This window comes from Heyndrickxia acidicola, from assembly GCF_001636425.1.
Classification (GTDB): Bacteria; Bacillota; Bacilli; order Bacillales; family Bacillaceae_C; genus Bacillus_AE; species Bacillus_AE acidicola.
Genome location: NZ_KV440954.1, coordinates 21,637 through 41,627, shown reverse-complemented (window position 1 = coordinate 41,627; position 19,991 = coordinate 21,637). Strand labels below are relative to the sequence as shown.

At 35.5% G+C, this 19,991-nt stretch carries 25 protein-coding genes and 2 pseudogenes; 12 read left to right on the top strand and 15 right to left on the bottom strand.

Annotated elements, in window-relative coordinates:
- Positions 1-333 (top strand): annotated as a pseudogene (locus tag A5N88_RS25675) (glycosyl transferase); the annotation flags it as partial.
- Between the two features lie 1,364 nt (positions 334-1,697).
- Here the strand turns inward: A5N88_RS25675 and A5N88_RS25955 are convergent.
- Positions 1,698-2,420: pseudogene (locus A5N88_RS25955) on the bottom strand (CsxC family protein); the annotation flags it as partial.
- A gap of 1,056 nt (positions 2,421-3,476) precedes the next feature.
- Here A5N88_RS25955 and A5N88_RS25280 point away from each other — a divergent pair.
- Both A5N88_RS25280 and A5N88_RS22450 read left to right on the top strand, forming a co-directional pair.
- Entirely contained in the window at positions 3,477-3,629 is a 153-nt protein-coding gene (locus A5N88_RS25280; protein WP_157090810.1) for a DUF3967 domain-containing protein, read from the top strand.
- Positions 3,630-3,717: 88 nt separating this feature from the next.
- Complete coding sequence (locus A5N88_RS22450; protein ID WP_066270922.1) at positions 3,718-3,897, top strand: hypothetical protein; 180 nt, start codon at positions 3,718-3,720, stop codon at positions 3,895-3,897.
- A 303-nt stretch (positions 3,898-4,200) separates the two neighbouring features.
- Here the strand turns inward: A5N88_RS22450 and A5N88_RS22445 are convergent, their stop codons facing one another.
- The 5 genes from A5N88_RS22445 to A5N88_RS22430 all read right to left on the bottom strand — a co-directional run bounded on the left by A5N88_RS22445 (position 4,201) and on the right by A5N88_RS22430 (position 7,135).
- Positions 4,201-4,392: a hypothetical protein gene (locus tag A5N88_RS22445; protein WP_066270919.1), complete on the bottom strand. Its 192-nt coding sequence runs from the start codon at positions 4,390-4,392 to the stop codon at positions 4,201-4,203.
- A 137-nt stretch (positions 4,393-4,529) separates the two neighbouring features.
- Positions 4,530-4,862 (bottom strand): hypothetical protein, encoded by a 333-nt coding sequence (locus A5N88_RS22440; protein WP_066270917.1) that lies wholly within the window; start codon positions 4,860-4,862, stop codon positions 4,530-4,532.
- Entirely contained in the window at positions 4,846-5,637 is a 792-nt protein-coding gene (locus tag A5N88_RS22435) for a ParA family protein (protein WP_066270915.1), read from the bottom strand. Before A5N88_RS22435 ends, A5N88_RS22440 begins: the two co-directional genes overlap by 17 nt.
- Positions 5,638-5,704: 67 nt before the next feature.
- Positions 5,705-5,851 (bottom strand): hypothetical protein, encoded by a 147-nt coding sequence (locus A5N88_RS25275; RefSeq protein ID WP_157090809.1) that lies wholly within the window; start codon positions 5,849-5,851, stop codon positions 5,705-5,707.
- A 171-nt stretch (positions 5,852-6,022) separates the two neighbouring features.
- Positions 6,023-7,135, bottom strand: a complete 1,113-nt coding sequence (locus tag A5N88_RS22430; RefSeq protein WP_066270911.1) for a hypothetical protein — start codon at positions 7,133-7,135, stop codon at positions 6,023-6,025.
- Between the two features lie 828 nt (positions 7,136-7,963).
- Here A5N88_RS22430 and A5N88_RS22425 point away from each other — a divergent pair.
- The 5 genes from A5N88_RS22425 (at position 7,964) to A5N88_RS22405 (ending at position 11,189) form a co-directional block, all read left to right on the top strand.
- Positions 7,964-8,599, top strand: coding sequence for an HAD-IA family hydrolase (locus A5N88_RS22425; RefSeq protein WP_066270909.1), 636 nt, complete (start codon positions 7,964-7,966; stop codon positions 8,597-8,599).
- Complete coding sequence (locus tag A5N88_RS22420) at positions 8,596-9,990, top strand: sensor histidine kinase (RefSeq protein ID WP_066270907.1); 1,395 nt, start codon at positions 8,596-8,598, stop codon at positions 9,988-9,990. Before A5N88_RS22425 ends, A5N88_RS22420 begins: the two co-directional genes overlap by 4 nt.
- Positions 9,962-10,537, top strand: a complete 576-nt coding sequence (locus tag A5N88_RS22415) for a response regulator transcription factor (protein ID WP_066270901.1) — start codon at positions 9,962-9,964, stop codon at positions 10,535-10,537. The genes A5N88_RS22420 and A5N88_RS22415 overlap by 29 nt, the downstream gene beginning before the upstream one ends.
- A gap of 109 nt (positions 10,538-10,646) precedes the next feature.
- Complete coding sequence (locus tag A5N88_RS22410; RefSeq protein ID WP_328007004.1) at positions 10,647-10,913, top strand: helix-turn-helix domain-containing protein; 267 nt, start codon at positions 10,647-10,649, stop codon at positions 10,911-10,913.
- Between the two features lie 48 nt (positions 10,914-10,961).
- Positions 10,962-11,189, top strand: coding sequence for a hypothetical protein (locus A5N88_RS22405; protein WP_066270899.1), 228 nt, complete (start codon positions 10,962-10,964; stop codon positions 11,187-11,189).
- Positions 11,190-11,225: 36 nt separating this feature from the next.
- On the opposite strand, the gene A5N88_RS22400 is transcribed toward A5N88_RS22405, so the two are convergent.
- The 7 genes from A5N88_RS22400 to A5N88_RS25270 form a co-directional block, all read right to left on the bottom strand.
- A complete protein-coding gene (locus A5N88_RS22400; RefSeq protein WP_066270897.1) occupies positions 11,226-11,771 on the bottom strand; it encodes a hypothetical protein in 546 nt (181 codons plus the stop codon).
- A 2-nt stretch (positions 11,772-11,773) separates the two neighbouring features.
- Positions 11,774-12,799: a lysozyme family protein gene (locus A5N88_RS22395; RefSeq protein ID WP_198160376.1), complete on the bottom strand. Its 1,026-nt coding sequence runs from the start codon at positions 12,797-12,799 to the stop codon at positions 11,774-11,776.
- Positions 12,789-14,657: a VirB4 family type IV secretion system protein gene (locus A5N88_RS22390; RefSeq protein WP_083953346.1), complete on the bottom strand. Its 1,869-nt coding sequence runs from the start codon at positions 14,655-14,657 to the stop codon at positions 12,789-12,791. Before A5N88_RS22390 ends, A5N88_RS22395 begins: the two co-directional genes overlap by 11 nt.
- Positions 14,658-14,659: 2 nt before the next feature.
- Positions 14,660-15,256 (bottom strand): TraC-like domain-containing protein, encoded by a 597-nt coding sequence (locus tag A5N88_RS22385; RefSeq protein ID WP_157090808.1) that lies wholly within the window; start codon positions 15,254-15,256, stop codon positions 14,660-14,662.
- On the bottom strand, positions 15,150-15,638 hold the full coding sequence (locus A5N88_RS22380; RefSeq protein ID WP_066270888.1) for a hypothetical protein: 489 nt from the start codon (positions 15,636-15,638) through the stop codon (positions 15,150-15,152). The genes A5N88_RS22385 and A5N88_RS22380 overlap by 107 nt, the downstream gene beginning before the upstream one ends.
- A 56-nt stretch (positions 15,639-15,694) precedes the next feature.
- The gene (locus tag A5N88_RS22375; RefSeq protein ID WP_066270887.1) at positions 15,695-16,075 is read right to left on the bottom strand and encodes a TrbC/VirB2 family protein; all 381 of its coding nucleotides are present in this window, start codon (positions 16,073-16,075) and stop codon (positions 15,695-15,697) included.
- Between the two features lie 239 nt (positions 16,076-16,314).
- Positions 16,315-16,476, bottom strand: coding sequence for a hypothetical protein (locus A5N88_RS25270; RefSeq protein WP_157090807.1), 162 nt, complete (start codon positions 16,474-16,476; stop codon positions 16,315-16,317).
- A 215-nt stretch (positions 16,477-16,691) separates the two neighbouring features.
- Between A5N88_RS25270 and A5N88_RS22370 the strand changes: the two genes are divergently transcribed.
- Positions 16,692-17,066 carry a hypothetical protein gene (locus A5N88_RS22370; RefSeq protein WP_066270885.1) on the top strand — a complete coding sequence of 125 codons (375 nt, stop codon included), beginning with the start codon at positions 16,692-16,694 and terminating at the stop codon, positions 17,064-17,066.
- A gap of 29 nt (positions 17,067-17,095) precedes the next feature.
- Here A5N88_RS22370 and A5N88_RS22365 read toward each other — a convergent pair whose 3' ends face one another.
- Together A5N88_RS22365 and A5N88_RS22360 are read right to left on the bottom strand one after the other, a co-directional pair.
- Complete coding sequence (locus A5N88_RS22365; protein WP_066270884.1) at positions 17,096-17,566, bottom strand: hypothetical protein; 471 nt, start codon at positions 17,564-17,566, stop codon at positions 17,096-17,098.
- Positions 17,567-17,656: 90 nt separating this feature from the next.
- Positions 17,657-18,322 carry a hypothetical protein gene (locus A5N88_RS22360; protein ID WP_066270881.1) on the bottom strand — a complete coding sequence of 222 codons (666 nt, stop codon included), beginning with the start codon at positions 18,320-18,322 and terminating at the stop codon, positions 17,657-17,659.
- Between the two features lie 343 nt (positions 18,323-18,665).
- Here A5N88_RS22360 and A5N88_RS22355 point away from each other — a divergent pair, with 343 nt between their 5' ends.
- From A5N88_RS22355 to A5N88_RS22350, 3 genes are read left to right on the top strand one after another with little or no spacing between them, the layout of a single operon-like run.
- A complete protein-coding gene (locus tag A5N88_RS22355) occupies positions 18,666-19,148 on the top strand; it encodes a hypothetical protein (protein WP_066270880.1) in 483 nt (160 codons plus the stop codon).
- Entirely contained in the window at positions 19,145-19,300 is a 156-nt protein-coding gene (locus A5N88_RS25265) for a hypothetical protein (protein ID WP_157090806.1), read from the top strand. Before A5N88_RS22355 ends, A5N88_RS25265 begins: the two co-directional genes overlap by 4 nt.
- A 25-nt stretch (positions 19,301-19,325) precedes the next feature.
- On the top strand, positions 19,326-19,991 hold the full coding sequence (locus A5N88_RS22350; RefSeq protein WP_066270878.1) for a relaxase/mobilization nuclease domain-containing protein: 666 nt from the start codon (positions 19,326-19,328) through the stop codon (positions 19,989-19,991).

Sequence of the window (19,991 nt, the reverse complement as noted above, 5' to 3'; positions counted from 1 at the left end):
TATTTTCAGAATGCTTGGGAATACAGGCCCGTGAGATCAGAACCCCTTTATCACCTTGCAAGGATACTTAGAGAGAAATCAAAGCATCATCTTTCTTTACTTTATGCCCAAAAAGGGAAGCAAATACCCTTTCCAAAAGAAGATATCCTTTTTGTTGATTATCATGTTTATGATTATCTGTTCGATTATGAAATATCCATTAGTGCCAACTATATTGAATCTGAGTATTCTAAGGGAAAATCTGCATTCGAGTCTCTTCAAGCTAAAATTGATCAATTACCCGAAGCCATAGCGAGGTCGGTGGAGAGCAATGCAAAATTTTACAAGTCTTAACTACTCGTTTTATGCTTGCTGGTTGTTGAGAAAAGCATTGATTTCTTTTGGAGTCAATGCTTTTTGTCTTTATTTGTTTCTTTTTTTACAATAGTCTTGTAGACTTACAATTCCTTTTCTTACTAACCGGAGTTTCATCCTTTTGTGTACTTATGGATTGATGAGAAGATTTTCTCTCACTATTATTTTCACCAATTCCTGAACCTAAGCTAATGATCACCCAAGAGCAATTTCTTAAGAGAGTGATATTTTATTTCAGGAATCTTCAACTGCTTGGATACTATTTACATTATCTATTCTAGAGATTCTTAAGCTACAACTACATATTCGCAGATAAAAAAATCTCCCTGTGCAGGAGATTTCATAATTATTACGTTTTTGTTCTAAAAGTTCCTTAGTAATATGACTCACCAGTAATTCGATCTGTTGATTGTTGAATTCTTCGTTATAGTCCTTTTAATCCAAGGTAATTCCTTTTAATTTTTTCCAAGCTTTCCACCTATACTGCTCGATCGAAAGCTTGGAAACAGCTATACAATTTCAATTTGATTTTATCAGAGTTCCATATCCATTCGAAACTAACTTAATAATTTAATAACAATCGAAGCGTTTACGTTTGTTTGTGTGCCTCCTGCCAATGTCTGAAGGATAACTGCTGAAGCAGAAGAATGATTTACAAGGGTAATAACATCGCCTGCTGCTAAGGTGACTATAACCTGACCGGTGTTTTGCTGAGTGCCGGCACCTGAACCGTAGACTGTTCCCGCAATCGGCGCGCCATTGTCAAATAGAGCGAATTGGTTGGGCTCTACACCCGACACGGAGAAAGTAATCTCGTAGTCTCCTGCAACGGTAACTAGAATTGAATCTGTTCCTGGGGCATGAATAATTCCAGGTGTAATTACTCCATTGGAATCGAAAGTGACAGTAGCCTCTATAGGCACCGTTTGAGCAATTAAGTTGTAAATATATGCGTATTGGGATAACCCACCAGCTGCACCAGTAGCACCGGTTGCACCCGTGGCGCCAGTAGCACCGGTTGCACCCGTAGCACCCGTGGCCCCAGTAGCGCCAGTAGCACCTGTGGCACCGGCTGCACCGGCTGCGCCAGTAGCACCCGTGGCACCAGTCGCGCCAGTAGCACCTGTGGCACCGGCTGCACCGGCTGCGCCAGTAGCACCCGTGGCACCAGTCGCGCCAGTAGCACCTGTGGCACCGGCTGCACCGGCTGCGCCAGTAGCACCCGTGGCACCAGTCGCGCCAGTAGCACCTGTGGCACCGGCTGCACCGGCTGCGCCAGTAGCACCCGTGGCACCAGTCGCGCCAGTAGCACCTGTGGCACCGGCTGCACCCGTGGCACCAGTAGGCCCCGTTGGACCAGCAGCTCCAGTGATACCTATTAGTTGAGTTTGTAATACTTTCACAGTAAGATCCATAACGATTTGCTCGCGCAAGGTGCTAAAAGTTCCCTCAGGAGGTGCCATAATTGGTGAAAAATCAAGTTCAAAGAAAGTAGCAGAAACTAACTCACCAAAAGGCTGTTCATTATAATTGACGATATTTTGAAAGAAAAATTTATCTAATCGTGGGACTTGACCATTTAGCTCAGTAAGAAAGTTGGATTTTTTGTCTTCCGAAACACTGATAACTGGCGGTTTAAGGAATGTTGTAAGGTCCGCAAAACCCGAAAACGGAACATCGGCAATTCGATCCTGGAGTGGTGCATTACAATCAGCTGTAGCATATTCAATATTTTCACGAATATGCCCTGATACAAATAATTTGCCTCTTGTTACGTTGAAAAAGTTAGATCCGTCAATAGGTGCAAATGCAACGGGAACAAGTTTTACTTGATCTAAAAATACATTTTTCACCACACGCTTTATTTCTGTTGCTGCTGGAGAAAGCGGAATATCAACTTCTACAACAATTTGCAAGGTTGGGTCTGCTAATACAACTGGTGTTTTAATGGTTGGGGTAACACTTTGTGAAAGTGTAGTGTTTAATGGGATTAGTTCTGTTGATAATACGGGACAAACGGGGGCAAAATCTTCGTTAGTGCTACTTGTCCCTTCGTTATCACTCATAAAATTCACTCCTAATTTTATTTTAACTACGTCAATAGAGTATTCATTCATAAGAAATAGGACTGGGTAACTGTAATAATCAAATTGCTCATTTTTTAAAAGTTGGTTCCTTTTTTTAAGAGTAGAATACTTTCTTCATTATTTTCTGGATTTCATATTGAACATAACGAATGTCATGTTAACAAGAAATAATAAAAGGGGATTGGACATCTGTTTATCTAAATTTGCAATTGAGAAACTACCCTTGTTGAGTTAAAATCCTTGGTACGACTAATCTGAGTGAACATGTAATTTGCTGTTCTAATTTTGACAATATAGATAAATATTTATAAGACCGATTAGTACATTCTTGAACTTTACAGGGTTTATGTTACGTAGCAAGGCTACTTAGGCAGCTTTTTTTATTGTTGAAAGTAAGATTGTGAAGAAATGTACTTAAACGGGTGCTTTAGTTTAACAACTATGGATCGTCACAATGACGGTCTTTTTTGTGTTGGCAGGGTTTCGACCGTTAATGACGAATACTGTACATAACCAGAACGCAAGAACGAGGTGAAAACGGAGGAACATAACGAGCGAGCATACTGGACGAAAGAAGTTGCCGAGAGATTACAAATCGGTCACAGCACATTGAGAAAATATTGTCTTCACCTAGAGGAACATGATTATGAATTTGTTAAGGGTCAAAGAGGCAGTAGAGCCTTCGTGGAACGTGATATAACCGTCCTAGCGAAAATGAGAGATGTTCTAAACGAGCCGGGAACAACGTTCGAGGATGCCGTTTCTATAGCCTTAGGAGAACGAGGTGTAACGGGAATGCATGTCGTTCCCTCGCCCGAGTAACCTTCTACAGAGCAGGAGAACATGCCGTTACATGTTGCTACCTCGCTACAAATGACAGAGGAATTGTTGTCTGGTTTTCGTGACGACACGCTCGAAGAGGTACGGGAAGAAATACGGGAGATGTTGAGACAGCAGGCACTACGTGCTATTGAACGTGAGAACGAAGGAGACCGCTGAACTATAGGACGGGAAGAACAGCGAGAAAATAAGGCCATGGAACGTGACAAAGAACTGACGAAAAAACGTGATGAACAGTTAAGGGAACTGATCCGTGCCACACAGGAACTGAAACAGGCGCAATTAGAGGCAACAGCAGCGAGTCAAGAATCGAAGAAGGGCTTCTTTGCTCGACTGTTCGGAAAGTAGTTGTTGCACTACCGAAGCAGTTTAGTTGAAGAAATTTGAATAACTTTTAAAATATTTAAGACAAAATAAAAAAATGGAGTAAAATTTTATGGGCAAAAGAGTCTTGATTTGTGTGATTGCTGCAATTCTTTCCGTTGTTATTCGTTCCATACTTCGTGCCAATGGCATTCACAATTTTCTTAGCGAAAATTCAACTGGTCAAGTATTGATATTTTTGGTCATTTTTGTATTGATTTCTTTGTTTATAAAAAGAAGGACTCAAAGATAAGACTTATACTTGGCAAAATCTTATTCAAGTAACGGGTGCGTTAGTTTAATAAGTAATATTCGGAACCGAAAAGACTGATTAAGTTTAATCGGTCTTTTCTCGTTTCTATTGCATATAAATTATGTCGTTTCGAATCCTTTCCTACACACTCAATTCGTTAATAAAACTTCATTATTAACATTAATATTATTATTATTATTTATATTAGAAAGATCATCTTTTTAACTGTATATTTTCTCTGCCTAATCGTTCAATCCAGGGAACTTCTCCCATCTTTTATTTCCATTCTTTCTGTATACGCACTTATTCCCTACTGATTTTATGTTGATTCTTGACCCAAGGTAAGGATTTTATATTGTCTTCTACTTCTGGCAAACAACTAGGACAATAAACTCTTTCTAAATTAGGATTATCATCATTCACCATTGGCTTTAGTAATTCTTCTCTAAACTGTTTACCACAATAAGTACACATTTTCGTTGTTTCAAAAAACATTTGTACTTTTCCCCTTCCATGATCATAGTATAAAGTTTTCATTTTGTGAAACGCATTTACAAATATGTCTTTTTAAAAGGTAAAATAAGAAAAAAAGGCTCACAAATCGAGAACCTTTTTCTTTGTAGGTAAATTTTTCATTGGAGATAACCTTTTTGTTTTAATGCCCATTCTACTATGTCATTTACAAATTCTGATTTAGCCCCTTTACCTTCTCTTTGCTGCAGTTTATCTAATGCTCTTTTTACTTCCGGTTTAAAATAGATACCAACCAGTAATTTATCTGATTTCACATTTTTCTTATTAAGAATTTTATCAACATCATTATTAATATTAACATTTGTAATCGGGTTAACATTTACATCATTATTATTATTAGGTTCAGCTTGTACAGAACCTCCCATTAAAGACTGTCGGGGATCTCTTCTGCCACTCAATAATTTATTTTTAATGTCATTTGCTTTGGACATTTTGGTTCACTCCTATTCTCGTTTTCAATTCATCATAAAAAAGAATATATTGGTCTAGGGCTTCCTTAATTTCCTTATTTTCGAATAACCCATCAATCGCAATCCTGCCAGTAGCAGCTTTTCTTCTTATGATGGTTTCAAAAACTAAGTTAGAATATTCTTCTCCGATCAATTCAACGAATGCTTTAGAATCTGCTCTCCTGACATCATTCATGGTTCTTAGTATGCCCGCTATTTCAACTTTAGGATTCACATTTTCCTTTGCATATTCAACGGTTTCCATGAATCTTGGAATAGCTGTAAACGCCCATTTAGAACTTTCCGCCAAGATCACTACATAGTCACTGGAGCAAACTGCATTTACCATCGGTTCCGATAAAGATGGTGGTGTATCGATGATAATAAAATCATAATCATCTTTAATTGGCTCTAATAAATCATTTAAAGCTAATGAGATATTTCGGTTTTTATAATTTGAATAAAGTAACCTAGCTAAAGTTGCTAAATAATCATCAGCAGGGACAACATGTAATTTATCGGTGACTTTATGTATATAAGGTTTTATGTTTTCTTCCTCAAATGCTTCAAGAATCGTTTGTCCAGCGAATTCATCCGGTTCCATGTTCGTCAATAAATCTGTAACATTCCCTTGCGAATCCATATCTACTACTAATGTTTTAAATCCTTCACTTGCCAGAAGGTAGGAGATAATACCGGAAGTAGTGCTTTTCCCTACTCCACCCTTCTGGATGCCAAATGTTATAACCTTTGCCATATATAAGCCCCCAGTACAATTAGTTACATAAACACCCTTCTTTGGCCTGTTTTATTCTGCTAATCAATTAATCGTGAACTTTATCCAGACAACACATTAATACTGAATCCATTTCGATTTCAGTATTATTTTCCCCATCCTTTGGAAGATATGAGGTGTAGATCAATTTAATGTTACGCAGGTCTTCAGGCGATAAGAAAAGATTTACTCTCATTTCTTTCCCTCCTGATAGCTAAAAATCCTTTAAGAATATTAGACTTTTATTGATCCACACCCATGTTATTAATCCTGTCCGTTCTCCCAATTTGAACTGCTCCTGATTATTAATGTTAATGTTTTTGTTAATATTGATTATAGCATTCTGTTCTCATTAAGTGAACTCTATTCAAGAAATTTTTTCCCCGGCTTGAATTAAAATTTTTCGATCTTCATCCGTTAAATTATGGGGCTGATGCCTTGCTTTTAATCGAGCAGCCTTTAATCTTCCTTCATCCGTCCATTCAAAAGATTTTTCCGATACACCCTTTTCCAGATCATCAATGATGGTCGATTTCTCTGTTCTGATTGGCTTAGATGCTTTAGAATCGTCCATCGATTCTTTTTTACTTCTGTTGGTAAGATAATTCTTCAAAGAAGCCGTCATATAGGCTTTAAATCCATATTCATAATGATTTACCTTTAAAACATCATTCAGAACGCTTAGAAACTCTGCATGACCCGTTTTAGATGCATATTCTTGAAAGAGAATTTGAATTTCTAATGGAGCAATATGTAAGAGAATCAATCTATCAATCTTCTTTTCTAAGAACTCCACAATGGAAGAAGGTATATTTAATTTCTTCACTTCATCCTGGATAGATAGATTCTTTATATCTTTTTTAATAGATTTATCTTTTTTAATAGAACTATCTTTTTTATTTGTGATCCATTTTGAATCATCCAGATGATTCATTTTGACCCATCCAGATGATTCATTTTGAATCATTCCAGTCATATCAAGGGATGATTCAAAATGAATCATGCTTTTTTCCTTTGATTTATTCTTTGAATCCTGATTTTTTTCTTTCAGATCAGCATACTTATTTCTAATAGATTCAATGATTTCTGTATCATCACTGAACATTAAATTTGCAATCGCAGGGAAAAATAATTTGATAAACCGAACCGATCTGTCTTTCCCCTTTATATTAAACTGCTTATTATAGGTCTTTAATAAACCACGCTTTTCCATATCTTTATAGGCTCTTTGCTGGGTGGATCGGCTATAACCAGTTTCAATCTCACAATCCATTTGAATCCAATAAAAAGAACCATCATCCTGCAGCTTTCCTTTTTGCTCCCATCTTTCATATTGGCGAATTGTTTCAGAAAGCAAAATGGTATTGGTATCCCCGATCTTCCTTAATAAGCTTTTATTTACTTGGATGAATGCATTAGAACTCATCCAATCCAGTACAATTTTCTTTGCTTCAACTTTTACCTGTATCATTTCAGACATAATAAAAACCCTTCCTTTTCTAGTTTGAATGAAACATAGAAAGAGATGGGTAATTTAAGACCATTTGTATTTGTACTCTAATAAACTTAAATAAAATAAGTTTTCTTATTGAAAACAAAGCTTATCTCAGTTATAATGAGGGTACAAATTAATTGTCTTGAATTACCGGGGCCCCTTAAACCTTCGACTCGCCAAAGTTTTCAGGTTTAAGGGGTTTCTTCTGTTCTATGTATTGTTTAATGTCTCCAATTATACTATTAAATTCACAAAATGAAAACATATTCTTTTGCAAGATTCTCCATAATTGGTGAATCTTTTTTTATATTAACTATATCTTTCGATTTTTTAGTATGAAATGGATATTCATAAACGATTATATTTTGGTTTTTGGCCGGAACGATAAATAAATTGATAAACTGAACCGATCTGTCTTTCCCCTTTATATTAAGATTCGATAATGAATCATAATGATTATCTATATAGTATAAGCTTCGACAAATTTAGGGAAGGGTTAAAAAATTAACCCTTCCCGAGTTAAATATAAAATGGTATAATCTATAATTCTATTTAGACGGCACATGTTATGAAAAACTTTCTTAAACACTCCCTAAAGGAGGGCCTTTTTGCTAAATTACAATGCTAAAGTCTCTTTATAAATGGGGGTATTCCCTTTACAATAATAGCGAATCCTAGTTAATTTTGATGATTAATGTCAGTAGTTGGGGAGAAATAAATTTAATCTTTTCAAGAATTATAGAACATTACGTCTTAAATAATTTGGACAGGACTCCTTATTCGATTACGAATTACACGAAAGGATGTTAACCGATGTTCAAAACAGTTATTTTTGATTTTGACGGAACGCTCGTTTACAGTAGATCACTAGCTATTCAGCTTTTTAATGATTTTGCAGACAAGTATGGCTATAAAAAGATAAGGGATGATGAAGTTCAATACTTGTCTACACTTTCTATTCCCAATCGTCTAAAGGCATTGAAATGTCCGATGTATAAGCTACCAATGCTTTTAATTGATATGAAAAAGAAGTACAAAAGGGATGTTGTTACTCTAGGTTGCGTTGATGGTATTAGAGAAGTCCTTAGAGACTTAAAAAAACATGGATTAACTATTGGCATACTATCATCGAATTACGAAGAAAACATTAAAAGTTTTCTTGATAGTAATAAAATTGACAATTTTGATTTCGTTTACACTGCAAGCAATATCTTTGGCAAAGATAAAGCTATTCTGCGCTTGATGAAAGAAAAAGGAATAACTCCAAGTGAAATGTTATATATCGGTGACGAGCTTCGAGATATTGAAGCATGTAATAAAATTCATGTCCCTTGTGCAGCTGTTACATGGGGGTTTGAAGCTGAGGAGTTGTTAATTAGTGCCAATCCTCAATACATAATTCATGAGCCAGTACAAATTTGCAACATAATTAAGGAATGTTCAACATGATTTATTTGGTGCTTTTTTTTCTTCCATTGATAGTTGCTGTTTTGATCACTTTTTATTCCCAATTAGATTCATCTAAATGGGCTGCTGTGTTTCTTGTTAGTTGTGGGTTGGGTGGACTGAACAAAGTCATTGCCTATGTTATTTTTCCAATTATTAATCCTAATGGATTGTTCAAGATGGTTTTGTTATATATTGACCCATTGTTTAGTTTGATTCCACATACACTTTATCACTATGGATTATTAATGTATGCAATTGTCAATTCTGATTTTTTTTCGAAAAAATCCATAAAAACTTTTTCCTATACTTTATTGATTCCTGTATTTATTAGCTTCTTTATGCAACCTTGGAATCTAGCTGATAAAGACCAATATTTTTACATTACTCATGCTGTTTGGGTTGTTCCTTACAACCTTTACAGTTGTTGGTTGCTCGTTTCTTCTTACTTTAAAGAGAAGAACAAGCAAATTAAACGGAATCGTCTGGTTACAGCTTTTATTCTGGTTCCGACAATCTTAGCTGGTATGGTTTTCATTTATATAGCAAATATAATTGATATTCAACATTCTAAACAATATTACGAGGTAATACCTTATTTTATTGCCTATTCCTTTACTTTGTTTTTAATTTTTTCGTTATCTAATGGTGTCCTTGGAGTAAAAATTCGATTGGAAAGCCATATTTCAAGTCAAACAAGGTCTGCCGTAGCATCGGGTACCGATATTATTAATCACACCATGAAGAATGAGATTTCCAAAATAAAGTACCTTTCTGACCGCATTGATCGTTGGGTAGATCACAATGGAAAAGATGAATCCATGAAAGAAGTAACTGAAAAAATTTCAGAAATAAGCAATCATATAATGGATATGATAGATCATATTCGTTCGCAAACGGCTGAAATAGTAATCACAAGAGATAATCATATTCTTTCTGACATCTTGGAAAAAGTTACTGCTAACGTCAATATAGAAAGGAAAAATGTACAGATTACCGTGGACAGCCGATTTAATGGTACTCTTAATTGTGACCGAATTCATGTTGAAGAAGCACTAAATAATATCATCAACAATGCCATTGAAGCTATGGAAAATACTGAACGGCACATAACAATTTCGACGTTTGAACTAAAAAACTCAATCATTGTCCAGGTAGTAGACAGTGGTCATGGCATTCCAAAAGAACTTTTAGATAAAGTCATCAATCCATTTTTTACGACTAAGAAGGATTCAAATAACTATGGCTTGGGATTAAGTTATTGCTCTGAAATTATGGAAAAACATAGAGGTAATTTAGTAATAACCAGTGATTTGAAAGGAACCATTGTTAAATTGATTTTCCCAAGAGGTAGGAGGGACGACCATGGAGAGAATAAAAGTCATGCTGGTTGAAGATGAAGAGTTTTGGCGACAAAATATCACGTTTGAACTTAAACAAGTCCCGGATATACAATTAACGATTGTAGCTGCATCGAAATCAGAAGTTTTTAAGAAATTTTGCCATTCTAAAGTTGATGTTGCTTTGGTTGACCTTTGTTTGACCAAACATCAATTTGACGGATTAGAAGTAGTTAAAGAGTTGAAGGAGCGAAATTTAGAGCGAATTATTGTCCTTACAAGCATTCAGGATAAAGAAATTATTCTAAAATCCTTTGACTGTGGGACAATAAATTACATCACAAAATCATCTTGTAATGATATTGTTGCATCAATTAGAGACGCATATCACAACAAGGTTAGTCTTCATGCTGACGTTACAAATATACTTATTAATGAACTTAAAAGAGAAAGAAAGGTAAAAGTATTAACTCCTTTAGAACGTGAAGTTTATGAACTAAAAGAACAGGGGCTAAACAAAAAACAGATCGCTCATAAGCTTTATAAGTCTGTTGAAACGGTAAAAAGACAACTGAAAGTAATAAAAAGCAAAATAAATTAAAGGAATTATCCTTCAATTTATTTTGCTTTTTTATTTGGAACAGAAATTACTTTTAAATTAAAATTTAATATTTTACTATATATACAAATATTTGGGAAGGGTTAATTTTTTGACCCTCCTACTTCTTTTAAAAAACATGTACGCTATAAATAATGATTTATTCGTTATTGAATTGAAGGTGAGCAACATCAATAAATTAAAGGAAAAACGTCTGGAAAAAGGATGGTCACAACACAAACTTTCAGAAAGATCAGGAGTTCCACAGCCTACAATTTGTCAAATTGAAAATGGCAGTCGGAAATATCCTACACATGAAAATATCAGGAAGATTGCTAAGGCATTGGGAATCAACTTAGATGAACTTATGGATAGTTGAAATCTATTTTTTAATAGTCACTTTAACACGGCAAAAGGGGGAACTAGCTTGAATCAGACGACCCATATATATCGTACTGGTCTGATGAAAAACGCCAATTTTACCTTTGGATTTATTTATGAACCTGAAAAATATCAAACTATTGATAATAAAGTCCATCTAATCTATAAATTGGAAATGATGGCAGAGTTATATAATATTCCTGAACTAAAAGGTAATAAAGATTTTGAATCCATTTTAAAAATACTTAAAAATAATGATCTTAAACCCCGATAGAAGATGCCCTTCCGATCATGGAGGGGCATTTACAATTTAAATGGTCTGTTCGACTTGATAATCTGTAATCTTCCATCCATCCTCTGTATAAACCAGCTGCAACTTGATATTGTTGATCGTTTTAACCTTTGAATTATTCATCGTCAATTCTTGCTGAAATTTCACTCTCACTACTGCTGAATCATTTCCTGTCTTGTTATATTGTGTATCCATGATCTGTACAATTGAAGTTAAATCCTTCTGAATTCCTCCAAATTCGCCATTTTCCGTTTTACTTGTTGGTTGGCTTAATTTAGCCTTCGCCTTTCCTATCGTTTGATTTATGACCATTTCAGCAGGTTTTTTGACTTGCCCCGGTGCGTAAGAAAAATACATTACTACAAATTGATTCGCTATCCTATTTAAGTCCTTTTCATCATTGCCCTGTAACGCCTGTATTTCTCTTTTCTGGCTTGTTACTTGTTTTTCTAACATTATTACTCTATCACGTTCTTTCACCTTTATATCGTGTTCTGCGAGCCCGTATAATGAACTGCCGATTAATAAACAACCTAACGAAACGGTTAATATAGTTTGTTTCATTTCTATTTTCCCCCTAAGAATTGCATTGGATCCACGAACGTTCCATTCACCTGTGTTCCAAAATGAAGGTGCATTCCGGTACTGGAACCTGTCGAACCGCATTTAGCGATCATTTGATTTTGTTCTACCTTCTGCCCTGGCTTAACTAAGATTTTAGATAAATGACCGTAGACGGTCACAAGACCATTTCCGTGGTCAATATAAATCCTTTGTCCGTAACCCTGACTATGATTATTAGGGTTTTCCCATCCTTCACGAGTAACGGTCCCGCCTTTAGCTGCTACAACCGGAATCGGTTGGTGATTACAACTGAAATCCACTCCCTCATGAACGGTTGGAACTCCTGAAAATGGGTCTGAACGAACACCGAATGGGCTAGTTACAACATTTATAGTTACTGGTCTTACAAAGCCATTTTCATTTACAGGGATAAAATCTCCATAAGTGCCGCCAGTATAATATCTCAACACATGATCTACATAATTTGGGTCGCCATATGAAGTCCAATGTTGTTTCGCTGCCATCATTTGTGAAAATGCCAGGGCAACCTGTTTCGAATATCCTCCATGCTTCAAAGCATAATCAATGAATCCAGAACCGAAATTGTAAGATTGAATGACGATTTTCACATTCCCTTTCGCCTTTTTCATCAACTCGGAGAAATTTTTAACCCCTTGCTGAATGGATTTTACCGGGTCATTTAATGTATTAGGAGGTAAACCCAATGATTCAGATGATTGCATTGGATCACCGCCCCTACCTCCTGATTCTTGTTGCATTTGAGCCATTAATAATTCCACATAATCCGAAACACCATATTGTTTAGCAAATTCGGAAATAACCGGTTCATATTGCAAAACTAATGCTGTTACATTCGCTTTTCCGCCTTTTCCATCCCCGGTATAATCCGGGGATTGGTCTTGTTGTGTGCCGAAAAATAATATGAATATTAACCCAAATGTTAATGTTATTATTATTATTAATTCCTTCCAATTTTTAACGGCCAGAAATCCGATTTTAACGTACATCGGCATTCATCCTTTCACCGTAAAGAATGTTGTATTTTTCAGGGTTAATCAATTTCATTTCGGCTGGTGTATGATCTACACTCATATGAACTCGGTTATTCCCTACTACATAAATACCTTCGCCTTGTCTGAACTTGCTTATAATAAGTTCTTCTTCCTCTGACAATTTCAGAATTTCATTGTTTTTCAAATCAGCAATATCTTTATCTTTTAATGGGAGAATTAATTGGGAAATTGAATTTCCTATAATCGCTTGCCCGTAATTTCTTTGTCCTTCCTGTGCTGAAAGGAAATCGGCAATCTGTTGAGTGGCTACGGTACATCCTCCATGATATTTCCGAATCCGTTTATATATTTGATACACGAATTTCATTGCTCTTGGATTGTCCGGGTCTGCTATCGTGTGACATTCATCTATATTAAGCCACGTGAATTTTTCATGTATTGATGTAATTTCATCCCATAAATAAGATAGAGCATTATACATGGCTGCCGCCTGTGAATCGGATTCTTCCTCTAATTCCTTTAAATCAAAACTGATAAAATCATTATTTAAATCTACATTGGTATGACCATTGAACATCCGACTGTTAGACCCATATACATCCATATACAAAATATTTTTGAAATCCTGTAATTTATGATACTTTTCTTTGTCTTCAAGGATCTTATATAAATCTTCTAAGATAGGAAAATCCTTTGGTTTCAACTTAGAAAAATCTGTATCGAAATCAATTCCTTTTTCTTTATACATGGCGATAATCGCTTGTTCTAATTGAGCCATTTCTACGATTTCCATGTCTTTCTTTCTTAATTTGAAGAAGATTTTTAGCCTTTGAATCTTTTGAAATAATAACGGCTGTTCTTCCGATTCATCCAGATCATCCATGTATAGGTCAGCAGTATCCATCGTTGGCTTAATTTCTAAAATATTCACTACATGGTTACTCATTGGCGACATTTTAATGACCTGTCCGCCTACCTTCTTACATATCTTACTTATTTCACCTTCTGGATCAATAACAAAAACCCGATCCCCATTCATCCATTTTCGAAGTAAATCCTTTATTAGATAAAATGTTTTCCCCATCCCGGTCTGTCCTACAATGAATTCGTTATGGGAGGGTAAAACTTTTTGATCTATCAAAACAAGGCTATCGGTTGTAAGGTTTTTTCCTTTGATAATCCCTTTATTATGAAAGAGTTCCGATTCATCGAATGGGAACAAACTGCTTGCAGCTTCAGTATCAAAATTCCGATACGTCATTTCAGGAAGGGTATTCTCCATGATTGGGAGAACCGCCTTGAAACCATTAATCATGTTCATTTCAGCCTTTTCAATTCTTAATCCTCTTTTAAAAGCATTAATCTTTAACCTCTTGGATAATCGGTCTAATTCATCCAATGAACTTGCTTGTAAGTGCAGATACATATGAACATGGTAAATGCTTTTATTATCACCTGACATTAACTTTTCCAATGTACTTTCAGCAGCCTTTAATTTCTGCTCTAATTCTAATTTTCTTGCTGGCTTCATCTTGATTACTCGTTTTCCGTTCAGATCGGTATTTAATTCGGTGATTGATCTCTCTGTTTGTTTAATGTATTCATCACTGGGCTTCGGAACTAAATGAGTGGAGATTGTTAGATTACCTTTGAATCGATAAAGTTTAGAGAGGAAATTTCCTTTTGGATTTCGAGGATAATCAATCACTAAGAATGTGCGAACATAATTTTCACCTAATTGCATATATGAAGCTTCTTCTTTAAAGATAGGTGCCGGGGCGATCATATCCTTTATGGTCATGGATTTAGTTGGCACCTCTTGTTTGTTTGATAGCTTAATGGACTTTTTCATTATCATTTACCTCCCTCAATGATTTGTGGCACGAATGAACTTTCAATCGGTCTATTTTGAGCTGCTGTATAATCAAACAGAGCATGTAAGTAACGAATCATATCTAAGTCGGTCACTGGTTCGGCGGTTAAATCGAGTTCCGATAAACCTGAGATAATATCATCCTTCTTTTCCTCTAATTCCAACCGTGTTTCATATCTGGACTGTGGTGTATCCTCTTTTAACATTTGTGAAAAGATAACAAACCGATGCCTTTGCATAATGTCTTGGCTAACTTCAATTTCTCGAGCAAATTCTATATAAGATTCCTGCAGCATCCTTCGATATGGATTTTTAGTCTGGTTCAAGATCCTTTTTTGCTCTGAAATATAACTAGATAGATCAACAGGCATCGATACATTGGTAAATTGAATCGGAAAGCTAAGTGACATTAAAAACCCTTCAAATAGATCAAATAATTCATTACACTCTGCATTGCTCGCTAATTCTAGATTAAGAGCCGATACTTTTAGGCTCATGATCATTTTGTTTTCCGGTGTGATTAATACGCCTTCCTCTAAGTCTTTTAAAGGAATTAAATCTTGAATGGTCTTTTTCACTTTCTCCTGTTGTTTTGGACTGTTCGGCTTTGATTTCGAGTTTACTTTCATCGGATTCAGACTGAATGGCATTTATATAACCTTCTTTCTTGTATTTATAGATTCTTTGACGATTGGCAAATTGGATTCTCCACAATAGATGTTTCCATAATGGAACGTTCTCTCTTACTGGATGTGTTGCCATCAAAAGATATGGGAAAGCGACTGTGATACTTGCTATCCAAAGCTTGTTAGATAGGGTAAATGGCGTGTATTTTATTAATAAGTAATTCACCCCGACAATTGGCACGAACGCAAGGTTTTGCCATCCTGATATACCAGGAATCCATTCGACCTTTTTGTCATAGTTTTTCGGGATGAAAAACTGTTTCTTTTCTTTCAATGATCTCCCTCCGTTCTATAAAGAAAGCCCCCTTGAAAGAGTGCTTCTTTTGTTGATTAAACTAGGCCGCCGATCCAGTTCATTAATGGTTTTAAAACCAATAGGATCAAACAGGCTCCAATGGCGACAAATGCCCCTGTTCTATGTTTTGACTTTTTATGTTCATCCCCTGAAATCAGATACATAAGAAACTCGAATCCGACAACCACTAAAGCGATTTTTGGAGCAACTTTCAAAATTTCACCAAATAAACTATCTGAAATTTTATTTACATAAGTTGAAGGTGCTGCTGCAAATGCTGCCGTTGGTGTTAGTGCTAAGAACGCTGCTGAACCTATTGCATATGCTTTTGGTGCTTTCTTTTTAAATGTTTCTATCAATTTGTTTCCAAAATTTACTTTAACTTCTCCTTTTTTTACCAATTCATTCTTTTTCATGTGTAATTCTCTCCCTTGTTTTTTAATATAATTTGTATTTTTTAGGCTAAAAACGGCTTAAACTACTGACAATATGCAATGTAAACATTTTTGTTTACGAACTTTATAGTATAATAGATTAAATTAAGGTGATATCACTCCCTAAAATGGCTATGAATTACTGATAATATGCAATGTAAACATTTTGCAAACTCACTTTGTGGCATATTAGATTAAATATTTCGCGAAAATAATTTAGATTAACATTTAATTCCCTCCATTTCATCAAGGAAATTCTCTAAAGCCATTGCAACAATTTCATTCATATAGACATTTTCATTTACACAATATAGCTTTAATCTTGTTTTTAATTGCTTGGGAATATCTGCATTTAGGCGAACATTTAATTCAATTTCCTCCAAAAATGTTCATCCCCTTTCTTCTAAATTTCATTGTTTCATTTGTTGGTATATTTATATTATAGTATATGAGATTAAAACTACATAGGGTAAAAAGCGCTAAAAAATACACTTTTTGAAAACTTTTTTATGAGTAAAATTCACTATATGAGATTTATGTGATTCATTTTAATCTGATATACTGTATAATGAAGCTAAATTTAAAGGAGGTTATGAAGATGGCAGAACAAAGACAACTTGAACATGATGAAATCAGCGATTTAAAGGTAATGAAATCGGCTAATGGCTACTATTTAGGAAGGGAACAATATGATAAACACTTAGAGAACTGGTTCCCATATAATCGAGTATCTTCTTATATAAAGGACTATGACAAAGCAGAAAAACTTCTGAATCAAGCCCGATCCTATACAAAGAACTTTAACGACTTGAAACCACATCAATTAAAAGAAATGAGTAAGAACTTTGATTCTCGTACCGCTTTTCTTCCACAAGACGAGTTAAAAAAGAATTTGATTGACGATCATATTAACCATGATCGGGAGTTCCAGAAAAAAATGCAGCCCACGATCACCCCTGATTTAAGCAGATAAATAAAAAAGCCCTGGAGCCGATCTGGGGCTTATTTATCTATTGAGTTGTCTTTAAAAGTAATACGGGGTGGTGATTTGCTCATATCTAAATCAAATCCATCTTTGAAAACCTGTAAATCAGGCTTTTCTTCATACATCTTTGATAACTTATAAGCTATAGGAGGTTCCAATTCTCCGCTTTCAATCATTTCAAAGATTCTTTTTAATTCTGGATGGCTGCTCTTCGTTTTCCCTGCTAAGAAATAGGAAGGAATAGGTATTTTCTTTCTCTCCATTAGCTTTATCTTTTTTTTGTACTTGCGTTGTTCTGAATAGGCACCATAACTTTTCTTAATTTTCCTTTGTAGTGGGCTAATAGTGATGCTATAAAGCTTTTTTCCTGACCATTTAAATAGCTTAGTTCCAATATCCCAAATGGTCTTTAATGCAAAACCTATGACTACGAAAGTAATTTTATTAGCAGTATCCATGCTCCAAAGGCTTTCTAACCAATATTTCAATATTTCACCCCCATTTAAACAGATTGTACCCCATTTTCTCTACAAATAAATGTAAAATATAGAATTATTTAGAAAACAAAAAAGGAGCATCTATTGCTCCTTTTCTAATTCAAAGAATCTCCCACTTGGAACCATGAACTGTTTATAAATACATAAACTTGTATAGAAATGTTCCCTGATATTTAATTCTTCTGCCCCTTCCTTCACCATCTGTCCTATGTACTCTGGAACATTAATGAAGATTTTTTCAGCTTCCCCATCCTCATATTTTGGGAATTTTTCATATGGGCCATTTAAAATGGAATAACCAATGATAGCACCTAAAGGAATGTAATTTTCCTCACTGTATTCCATTATCTTTTTTTTTAGCGTTTCATTGATCTGTACCATTAACTTTTTTGGTTGAAGGTCTTTTTCTTCTTCCAGATCATCCATGTTTACAAAATGGTTCGATACGATCAAACCGACCAAAACATTTTTTCTCATATTATAATCTATTGCCATTGAATTGATTTTTTCCATCAACTTTTCATTAACCGTCATTACAAAATGATTTCGTTCTAACGAAATTTCTTCTTCAAGTTGTTCGATTTCAGACAATGAAGGAGGGTTTTTTAATATCTTAGTCAATTCAAAGATGATTACTCCTGCTAATGAAATCCCGAGATTTTCAGCAGCCTTTGAAATCTTCTGTCTTGCCCCTGCGGACAATCGAATACTTAATTTGGTTGTTGTACCTCTATTGATCTTTGGCAAGTCCTTTCCTCCTTCCTTGCTCTGATATACCCATATTAGATTATGAAAACCATGTAAACAACTACATAAAAGCCCGAGAGAACAGCGAAGCCGAGGGGCAAAGCCCCGGCAAGTGACCCCCTCCCTCAACACACGGGGAACCCGTGGGTAGGGGTGGCGGAGATAAACCTGCTAGCCAGCAGGGTAAAAGCCATGCTCCGCATGGTCTGAATATGCTATCACTATATCTTGCGTTGCTATCTTTAATCTGTTATACTGCATATAGAAAGTACATAAGTGCTATCACCTTAATATTAGCATGAAATATGGCATTTCATCAAAAAGCCAATGAAAGGAGAATATTATGGCTACAAAAGTACAAAAAAATCTTCGTATTGATGCAGGTATCCTAGCTGAATTTGAGAAAATCGCCAATCGGAAAAAGCAGAATCATAACGCCGAAATGGAAGAACTCATGAAACAATATATTGCCCGAGATGGACAAATACTTTATGATGATCTTTACGCTCCACGGATCGCACAAGCCGTAAAGAATGCAGTAGATGAACAAATTAACCGACTGGCAAAGATGATTTACAAAACACAAGTCGATGCAACAGCAGCTCTTTATTCGGCTCCAGTCTTCCATACCCAAACATTAAAAGGAATGGAAAATGTTCTAGAAGCTTTCCTTGATAAACGACTTTTGGATCCCAATCGATTAAGACCGAGTGACCAGTATACTTTCTCTGGAAACGGTAAGCCGGCAGTTTCCAACCTTAGAAAGATCGCCAGAACTGACCATCAAGAACAAAAGAAAGAACCTGAAAAAGAGCAAATCTTATGATTAAAGTTCTTTCCATGATAGCACTTGTTGTTACGATTGGATGGGCTAAAAAATGGATTTCAGCTATAAAATTTTTGGGTTCAATATTAGGTTTAACTTCTTATATATTATTTACTGAAACAATGATTTTATTTACACTTCAATTAATCTAATATACTGCAAAAGGAGTATATAAAAATGGGTGCTTACGCTTCACATCGTTACCTTACAACCTTTGACGATTCAGCCGCCCATGTTCGGTATATAGGTTTTCGAGAAAGAGAAGATAAATCAGAATCATTGGGTTTGTTCTCTGAACACTCGGATAATGCAGATGCTGATGAATTTATCGAATCACTCAAAGCCAAACGGCTTAAACATCCAGATGTTCCGGTGATCCATACAGTTCTTTTCTCCATGTCAGGTGATGAATGGCAAAGGTCAGGTTTTGAACCTGGCGATTATCAAAAGATGATCCGGCATGTAATGAAAGAATGGGAAATCAAAATGGGGTATCGCCTTCAATGGGTAGCAGCCGAACATAGGAATCCAGATCACCCCCATTGTCATGTTGCCATTCGTGCAGCTTATAAAGATAGGGATGGTGTAGAACATAGGCTCAAAATTTCAAATGAAGATAGGAAGTTTTTTCGTGAACAATTCCAAAAAACAAAAGAAATGTTCCGCCCTATTGATCCACCCCCGAGGGAACGAAATTATGAATATGAAAGGACACCAAATTTGAATATTGATACATCATTTGTAGATAACCTTTTCTATAAACTACAACGTGAAATTGAACAAGAAGAATTCCAAAGGGAATTCGCCAAAAAGAAAGCAAAGAACAAAGAGAGGACACGATAA